The 8,507-nt window shown below is 74.0% G+C and carries 5 protein-coding genes; 3 read left to right on the top strand and 2 right to left on the bottom strand.

From position 1 onward, the window contains the following. The coding region (locus KVT45_RS50215; protein WP_217560962.1) for an RNA polymerase sigma factor at window positions 1-572 on the top strand (572 nt) is incomplete at its 5' end. Window positions 573-576: 4 nt separating this feature from the next. Here KVT45_RS50215 and KVT45_RS50210 read toward each other — a convergent pair. Beyond that, on the bottom strand, window positions 577-3,429 hold the full coding sequence (locus KVT45_RS50210) for an AAA family ATPase (protein ID WP_254648529.1): 2,853 nt from the start codon (window positions 3,427-3,429) through the stop codon (window positions 577-579). A 281-nt stretch (window positions 3,430-3,710) separates the two neighbouring features. On the opposite strand from KVT45_RS50210, the gene KVT45_RS50205 reads away from it, so the two are divergent. Both KVT45_RS50205 and KVT45_RS50200 read left to right on the top strand, forming a co-directional pair. Further along, window positions 3,711-4,388, top strand: coding sequence for an alpha/beta hydrolase (locus tag KVT45_RS50205; RefSeq protein WP_308311121.1), 678 nt, complete (start codon window positions 3,711-3,713; stop codon window positions 4,386-4,388). 114 nt (window positions 4,389-4,502) lie between these two features. Next, a complete protein-coding gene (locus KVT45_RS50200) occupies window positions 4,503-5,048 on the top strand; it encodes a hypothetical protein (protein ID WP_217560960.1) in 546 nt (181 codons plus the stop codon). Between the two features lie 66 nt (window positions 5,049-5,114). Here the strand turns inward: KVT45_RS50200 and KVT45_RS50195 are convergent, their stop codons facing one another. Next, the gene (locus tag KVT45_RS50195; protein ID WP_217560958.1) at window positions 5,115-8,441 is read right to left on the bottom strand and encodes a right-handed parallel beta-helix repeat-containing protein; all 3,327 of its coding nucleotides are present in this window, start codon (window positions 8,439-8,441) and stop codon (window positions 5,115-5,117) included. Window positions 8,442-8,507 lie beyond the last annotated feature (66 nt).

The raw sequence follows: 8,507 nt of genomic DNA, 5'->3' as shown, positions 1-8,507 counted from the left end.
GGCACCGGGCGGGGATGCGGGCGGTCGCGCTGAGCGTGCTGGGGCGGGCGGCGGACGTGGACGCCGTCCTGCAGGACGCGGCGCTGGCGGCGCTGCTGCGGATCGGAGACGTCCGCGATCCGGCGGCGGTGGGCGCCTGGCTGCGCATGATCGTGCGCAACGGGAGCCGGTCCGTGCTGCGGTACTCCGCTCTGGTGCAGCCGGTGGAGGAGCTGGCCGCGCCGTCGCAGGACGCCGGCCCGGAACAGTGGCTGGAGCGCAACGCGGTGCGGGACTGGCTCTGGGCGGCGCTGGAGGAACTCTCCCCGGTGCTGCGCATGCCGCTGGTGCTGCGCTACTTCACCGCGGAAGACGCCTCGTACGAGCTGATCGCCCTCGCCTGCGGGATCCCGCTGGGCACCGTGCGCAGCCGGCTCAGCCAGGGACGGGCCAAACTCGCCGTCGCGCTGGCCGCCACCGCGGACGCCCCGCACGCCGACGCCGGGCAACGGGTCCGGGCCGGCCGGACCGAGGCGCGCCGGATGCTCGACGCCGCGCGGGAGGAGCGGGCCCGCACCACGCTGGCCTCCTGACTGTTCACCAGGTCCGGTCCGGAGGCAGGCCGGTGAGCGCGTCGCGCAGGCCCGCGCGGGAGGTGACGTTCAGTTTCGGGAAGGCCTTGCTCAGGTGCCCGGCCACCGTGCGGGGTGACAGGAAGAGCTGGGCGGCGATCTGCTTGTTGGTCAGTCCCGTGGCGGCCAGCTGGGCGACCTGCAGCTCCTGCGGGGTCAGCAGTGCGGGCCGGCCGGCGCCGGAGGCCGCGGTGCCGACGGGGATGCCGCTCGCCCGCAGCTCGTTCGCGGCCCGCGCGCTCCACGGCTCGGCCCCCAGCCGCCGGAACGTGCCGAGTGCGGCGTCCAGATGGCCCCGGGCCTCGGCGCCCGCCTTCGCCCGGCGCAGCCGCTCGCCGTAGGCCAGGCGGATCCGCGCCCACTCGAACGGCCAGCGTTCCGCGTCGGGGGTGTCGACGGCCCGCCGGAACAGCTCGTGGTCGATGACGTCGGGGGTGGCGATGGCCTGGGCCGCGTCGGTCATCATGGCCAGCCGCGGCGAGACGGCCGGGATCCCGGTCCCGCGCACCGCCGCCACGTGCGCGGCCGCCTCGGCGTGCCGGCCGGTGCGGGCGGCGGCCTCGGCGAAGTCCAGGAAGAGCCACAGGGCGTGGGGGAGGTGCGCCGGAATCTCACCGGGGGTGATCACCGACCGCAGGTGGCAGTAGGCGCTCTCGAAGTCCGCGGCGCCGAGCGCGGACAGCGCCCGGATGTGCGCGGCGTACACCCGCAGCAGCCCGAGTCCCCGCGGGTTCCCCCAGGCCACGAGGCGGTCGGCGGTCTTCCGGGCGGTGTCGGTGTCACCCTGCGCGGCCGCCAGCAGCCCCCGCAGGAACCGGCCCGGCTCCGCCGTCAGACGGTAGTTGTACATGGTGCACCAGCGCAGGCCCTCCTCGGTGAGCTTGGGCAGGTCGTCCCACTGGCCGCTGAAGTAGGCGTCGTTGGCGAGCAGGAAGAACGCCTCGATGGCCATGGTGATGGCGCCGCCGTCCCGGCCGTCGTCGACGACCCGCCGCAGGGCGCTGCGGCAGCCGGGCAGCCGGTCGACATAGGCGGCGGCGACCGCCGTACGGACGATGCGCCGGGGGTCGGTCTCCCGGTGCAGGTCCGCGACCATGCCGTCGAGGAGGTCCAGGACGTGCGGCGGCACATGCGCGGGATCGCCGAAGGTGCCGCGCAGCACGCACAGCAGGTGGTCCGGGGAGCGCTGCTGGGCCTTGGCCACCTCGGCGTCGAAGAGCTTCCACAGCTCGGGCCGGCCGCTGTGGAAGCACACCATGAGCAGGGTGAGCAGCGCTTCGTTCAGGATGTCGTCGTCGGCACCGCCCGTCCCGGCGTGGTTGCGGATCGCCCCCATGAGCAGCCGGTGGGCGGTGTCCACGTCGCCCTCGCCGTTGATGAGCCGGCTGGCGGCGGCGGTCGCGGCGGCGAGCGAACCGCTGCCCACCGGGTCCGCGAGCAGGGCGTTGTCCAGCAGCGCGTGCACGTTGCGGAGGTCGCCGGTGATGTTGGCGCCCAGGCAGGCCGCCTCGGCCAGCAGCCGCCCCCGGGCCGCGCCCGTGCTGCTCAGGTCGGAGGCGCGCAGCAGGGTGGTGATGGCGCCGACGGCGTCCCCGCGGCGCAGCGTGCTGTAGGCCACCTCGTGCAGCAGGGCGGCCACCTCGTCGTCCGGGCCGACCGCGGCATTGGCCAGGTGCCGGGCCCGGTGCTCGGACCCCTCCGGGAACTCCCGGGCCAGCGCCAGATGCCCGCGCCGCCGTTCCGCGCCCGTCGACAGCTCCATCACCGCGGACCGGGTCAGCGGGTGCCGGAAGGCCAGCCGGCCGGTGGCGGAGTCGACCCGCACCAGGCCCGCGTGCTCGGCCGGGCCCAGCTCGGCCAGCACATCGCCCCCGGCCAGGGCCCGTTCCAGGATGTGCAGCCCGCCCGAGCCGTCGAGCACGGCGAGCAGCAGCAGCTCCCGGGTCCGGTCCGGCAGCGCGCCGACCCGTACGGCGAAGACCTTCTTCAGCCGCTCGGGCAACGGGAGTACGGCCGGCAGCGGCCCGCGTTCCTGCTGCTGCGCCTCGTTGAGGGTGCCCGGCAGCCCCAGCAGGGCCAGCGGGTTGCCGGCCGCCTCCGTGACCAGCCGCTGCCGTACCCGTGGTGCCATCGCCGGGAACCGCTGCGCCACCAGTTCGTGCGCGGCCGCCTCGTCCAGCGGTCTGACCTCGTGCGCCGGTATCCCGGTACTGCTCAGAAAGGACTCGTCACCGGTCCGGGACGCCGCCAGCAGCGCCACCGGTGCGCTCTGGGTGTAGCGGGCGACGGTGCCCAGCACGATGGCGCTGGGCCGGTCCAGCCACGCCACGTCGTCGATCACGATCGTCACGGGCCCGCTGCGCGCGGCCTTCCGGGACAGCAGGACCTGCACCGCGCCCGCGACGGCGAGGAGTTCGGTCGGCTGCTCGTCCGGCATCCCGCGCACCGCCCGCAGCGTCTCCGCCTGCCACGGGGGCAGTTCGGCGATCTCGGCCGTCAGCGACTGGAGGACCTGGTTCAGCGCGGCGAAGCTGACACTCACCTCGAACTGCGAACCCACCACCCGCAACACCTGGAAACCCGCGTCCCGCGCCCGCCGCGCCGCCGTGTCCAGCAGGGCGGACTTCCCCACCCCCGCCTCACCGGTCAGCATCAGCGCCCGGCCCCGCGCGGCGGCGGAGCCGAAGAACCCGTCGAGGAGCGCCAGCTCCGCCGAACGCCCGACGAGACCGCCGGGCATGCCGGGACCGTCGGGCACGCCGGGGTCGCCGGCGAGGTGTTCGCCGTCTTCCGCGGCCGGGGGTGTGGGGGACGACATGATGAAACAGCTTCCCATCGTGGTCGGACTGGATCGAGTCGGGCCGGGTTCGGTTCGGGTTCGGTTCGGGCTCGGCGACTGGATGGTGGACCGGTGCCGAAAGTTCGGACGTGCCGCAGTGGCATGCGTCACAGTGACGGACGGGCGGTCCTGCCTGCCCGTGCGTGCGATCAGGTCATCTTGTCGGTACGGCGCATGTCACGGCCTCGTACAGTGAGGACGGCGAAGCGGCCCGGACACGGTGCGGAGCCCGACGGCCCGTCACGACAAGGGGAAGATCTGTGCGGAACGTGATTCTCGTCCACGGCGCGTTCGTGGACGGATCCGGCTGGGCGGGGGTGCACGAGCGCCTCGTCGACGCGGGATACCGGGTCACCGTCGCGCAGAACGCCACCTGCTCCCTCGCCGAGGACGTCTCGGCGGTCCGGCGGCTCATCGCCCTGCAGGACGGGCCGGTGACCCTGGTGGGGCACTCCTACGGCGGAGTCGTCATCACCGTGGCCGGCGCCGACCCCAAGGTGTCCGCGCTCGTCTACGTCGCCGCGTTCGCGCCGGACCGCGGCGAGTCCGTCGACTCCCTGATCGCCGACCCGCCGCCGGGAGCGTCGGTGCCGCCGCTCCTGCCGATGCGGGACGGCTATGTGCTGCTCGACCGCGACCGGTTCCACGCCTCCTTCGCCGGTGACCTGCCCGAGGCACGGGCGCGGTTCATGGCCGACTCGCAGGTGCCGTGGGGATCCGAGGCGCTCTCCGGGACCGTCGGCGAACCCGCGTGGCGGACCAGGCCCAGCTGGTACCTGGTCGCGGCCGACGACCGGATGATCCCGCCCCTGGCCCAGCGGTCGATGGCCGAGCGCGCGGGCGCCACGGTCGTCGAGGCGCCCGGCAGCCATGCCATCTATGTGTCGCGGCCCGAGGTGGTCGTCGATGTCATCGAACGGGCCACCGCCACCGGTTGAGACACCCTTCGGCCCGAGTCACGCCCCTGGCACGTCCCGTGTGCGTACGCTGTATCCCCGCGCGGAGCACATCGGCGTCCCCGCGCGGAGCACATCGACGAGAGGCCCGACCGCATGTCCGAGTCATCCGGCACCGAGCTGGCGTCCGAGTACAGCGCGCGGATCGCGCAGGACCTGGAGCTCAACACAGCGGAACAGGACCGCCTCGCCACCGAGATCGCCGCCCTGGAAGAACGGTTGCGCGCGGTACGGGAGAACAGAGTGGTGCTGGAGCGGCTGCAGCGGGCGCTCACCCCGCAGGCCACCGCCTCCGCACCCGGGACCGCCGAAGCGGCCGAAGTCACCGATGCCGTCGAGGCCGCCGTGCCGCACCAGCGGACCGAGCCCGGACCGAACCGCGGTGACTCCGCGCAGCCGAGCCCCACGGGGACGAAGCCGAGCCTCGTCGAGGCCGTCCACACCTATCTCGCCGAGCAGCGGGAGCCGCGCTCCGCGACCGACGTCGCCGAGGCGATCAGAGCCGGTCAGCCCGGCCGCACCATCAAGACGACGGTGATCCGTACGACGCTGGAGAATCTCGTCGCCAGGAACCGGGCCCGGCGCACCAAGCAGGGCCGGGCGGTCTTCTACACCCTGTCGGCACCGGAGGCCGGGGCCTGACACCGCTCCCGGTCCGCCCGGGACATATGTCCGCCGTCCAGGGCCGGGCGGACGCGGACATGTGCGTCAGCCCGGCAGACCGGCCTCCGCCCCCTGCTCCTCGGTGTGCGGCAGGTCCTGCGGCAGCAGCAGGGTGAGGGCCTCCAGGTCCGGGCTGGCGATGCCGCCCAGCCGGCCCGCCTGCCGGGTCATCATCGACTCGACCAGCCGGCGGGCCAGCCGGGCGTTGCCGAACGACCGGTCGCGCGGAACCCCGTCCAGGTGGGCGTGCAGGGCCTCCAGGGTGGCCGGGGCGCACTTGTAGCCGGCGCTCGCGGTCATCTCCCCGACGATCTCCAGGAGTTCGGCCGTCGTGTAGTCCTCGAACCGCACATGCCGGGAGAACCGGGACGCCAGACCGGGGTTGGAGTCCAGGAACCGTCCCATCTCCCGCGGATAGCCGGCGACGATCACCACCACCTCGTCGCGGTGGTCCTCCATCAGCTTCAGCAGCGTGTCGACCGCCTCCCGGCCGAAGTCCTGCGGCGCGTTCTCGGGGGTGAGGGTGTACGCCTCGTCGATGAACAGCACCCCGCCGAGGGCCTTCTCGAAGGCCTCGGCGGTGAGCTGCGCGGTGTGCCCGATGTAGCGGCCCACCAGGTCGGCGCGGGCCACCTCGACCAGCTGGCCGCGCGGCAGGATCCCGAAGGAGCGCAGCAGGTCGGCGTAGAGCCGGGCCACGGTGGTCTTGCCGGTGCCGGGCGGGCCGGAGAAGACCAGGTGGTGGCTGACCTTCGGGGTGGGCAGCCCGACCGCCTGCCGCTGCCGGGTGGTGGTCAGCAGGTCCAGGATGCCGCGCACCTCGCGCTTGACCGCGCCCAGGCCGATCATGCCGTTCAGCCGGGCCAGCACGTCGGAGTCGCCGGGCGCCGCCGTGCCGCCGCCGCGGACCTCGGTCGCCTCCGCCTCGCCCACGTCCTCGGGCAGGATCAGCAGCAGGTCGGCCTCGGTCGCCTCGGGCAGCGACGCCAGCCGGAACGACTGCCGGTCCACCATCTCCTCGAACACCCGCCGCGCGGCACGGCCGTTGCCGAAGGTCGCGTCCCGCTGCATCCGGCCGAAGTGCAGGTGCAGCGCCTGCACCGCCAGCGGGTCGAGGACATAGCGGTGCGCGGCACACATGTTCTCGGTGATGGTGACCAGCTCGTCCACCGAGTAGTTGGTGAACTCGATGGTGCGGGTGAACCGGGAGGCGAGGCCCGGGTTGGCGGCCAGGAAGTCCTGCATCTCCTTCGAGTACCCGGCGACGATCACCACGACCTCGTCGCGGTGGTCCTCCACCAGCTTCACCAGGGTGTCGATCGCCTCCCGCCCGAAGTCGGCGCCCGACCCCTTGCTGTCCGACAGCAGCGTGTACGCCTCGTCGACGAACAGCACACCGCCCAGGGCCCGTTCGAAGACCTCCGTGGTCTTGATGGCGGTCCCGCCGATGACCTGGGCGACCAGGTCGGAGCGGGACACCTCGACGATGTGCCCGGAGGACAGCATGCCGAGGTCGGCGAGGATGCTGCCGTAGAGCCGGGCCACGGTGGTCTTGCCGGTGCCGGGCGGACCGGCGAAGACCAGGTGGCGGCTCATCGGCGGTGCCGGGATGCCCAGTTCGGCCCGGCGCTGCGCCAACCGGCCCAGATTCACCAGGGTGTTGACCTGGTGCTTGACCCCGGCCAGCCCGACCAGGTTGTCCAGGTCGGCGAACGGCCCCTGCGGCTCGGCGGGTTCGTCCTCCGCGCCCTCCGCGAGCGGGCCCGGCTCGGCGCCCGGCCAGGCGTCCGGCCGGTGGTTGTCCGTACTGGTCAGCCCGGCCACCGACAGCCGCGGTCCGGGCTTCCCGGCCCGCAGCCCGGCGCCCTTGTTGCCGCGCACCGCACACCCGGTCACCGACACCTGCTCGCCGCTGTCGATCCGGACACCGTCCGCGCCGTTCTCCGAGACCTCGCAGCCGCTGAGCGCGGCCCGCCCCCCGGCCGCCACCAGCACCCCGTGCCTGCCGGAACCGGCGACCCGCAGCCGTACCAGCGACACCTCGCCGCCCTCCTCCACCGTCACCCCGGTGTCGGCCGAGCCGCTCACCTCGCAGTCCCGCAGCGAGCCCAGCCCGCGGGCGCCCACCGACACCCCGGACTTCCCGGCCCCGCGGATCACCGAGTCACCGACGTTCGGGTTGCCGTGCCCCTCCGTGCGCAGCCCGTGCCCGCCCGCCGACTCGACGGTGCAGTCCTCCAGGCGGCCCCGCCCGTCCTCCGCGACCAGCACACCGGGACCCCGGGCGCCGGTCACCAGCGCCCGCCGCAGCAGCGGGTTGGCACCGGAGCGGATCGACACCCCGATCCCCCCGCTGTCCGCGACCGTCAGCCGGTCGAACTCGGCCGCCGACTCGTCCACCAGCTGCACCCCGATCCCCGTGCAGTCGGCGACCCGCACCCCGACCAGCACCGGCGCGCTCGACTCGCCCACGTACACGCCCGGTTCGGCCGCGCCCGTGAACTCGCAGTCCGTGTAGGTGCCCCGGGACCGCTCGGTGACCACCAGACCGCCGCCCCCGGTGCGGGCGCTGCCGCAGGCCCGCAGCTGCGGGTCGCTGCCGGCGGCCACCACGAAACCGTGCCCGCGGGTGCCGTCCACTCGTACGTCCGTCAGCGACACCCGTGCCGAACTCGCCGCGTACACACCGATCGCACCGCCGTGCACCTGGACCCGGGCCACCGACACCGCGGTGCCGCCCTCCAGGGCCAGCGCCGGCTTGTCCGTCGAGGAGATCTCGCAGTCCTCCACCGAGCCGCGCGAACTCCCGTTCGCCAGCAGGCCGTTGCCCCGGGCGTCGCGGAGCGTGCAGTGCCGTACGGTGGCCCGGCCCTGCTCGCTGATCACGATCGCCGAGGTGCCCAGGTTCTCCACCAGGCAGCCCTCGATGATGCTGCCCGCGGCGGCCGTCTCCACGATGCCGGCGCCGACCGGGTTGGTGACCCGGCAGCCGCGCATCGCCAACGAGCCGGTGCCGCGGCTCAGTACGGCCGTCCAGCCGCCGCCGGTCACCTCGCAGCCGTCCAGCGCGACCTGGCCGCGCACCGCGTCCACCACCGGCAGGTCGCCCTCACCCGCCCGCAGCACCAGGTCGGTGAGGAGCACGGCGTCGGCGGCGAGCGTGATCGCGCTGCCGCGCACCGGCTCGATCCGCACCGAGCCACGGGGGCCCTCGGCGACCAGCGTCACCCGGGTACGGACGGTCAGCGCCTCCGCGTAACTCCCGGGCAGGATCCGGATCACCGCGCCGGAATGGGCCCGGGCCAGCGCCTCCCCGATCGTCGGGAACTCGCCCGTGCCGTCCTGGCCTACGGTCAGAAGCTGGCGTGCCACGGGCCGGTCCTCCTCAGTTCTCGGTGGTTCTCTGTGCTGGTGGTTGCGTGTGTGCTGCCGCACGGT

The organism is Streptomyces sp. GbtcB6 (genome assembly GCF_019091475.1).
In the GTDB taxonomy this organism is placed as follows: domain Bacteria; phylum Actinomycetota; class Actinomycetes; order Streptomycetales; family Streptomycetaceae; genus Streptomyces; species Streptomyces hyaluromycini.
The sequence above is the reverse complement of the archived record's forward strand: the minus strand, read 5'-3'. Positions and strand labels throughout refer to the sequence as shown.

Excerpts from the sequence above, each read along its gene's own strand:
- KVT45_RS50210 (WP_254648529.1), bottom strand. The coding sequence starts at position 3,429 with ATGTCGTCCCCCACACCCCCGGCCGCGGAAGACGGCGAACACCTCGCC.
- KVT45_RS50200 (WP_217560960.1), top strand. The coding sequence starts at position 4,503 with ATGTCCGAGTCATCCGGCACCGAGCTGGCGTCCGAGTACAGCGCGCGG.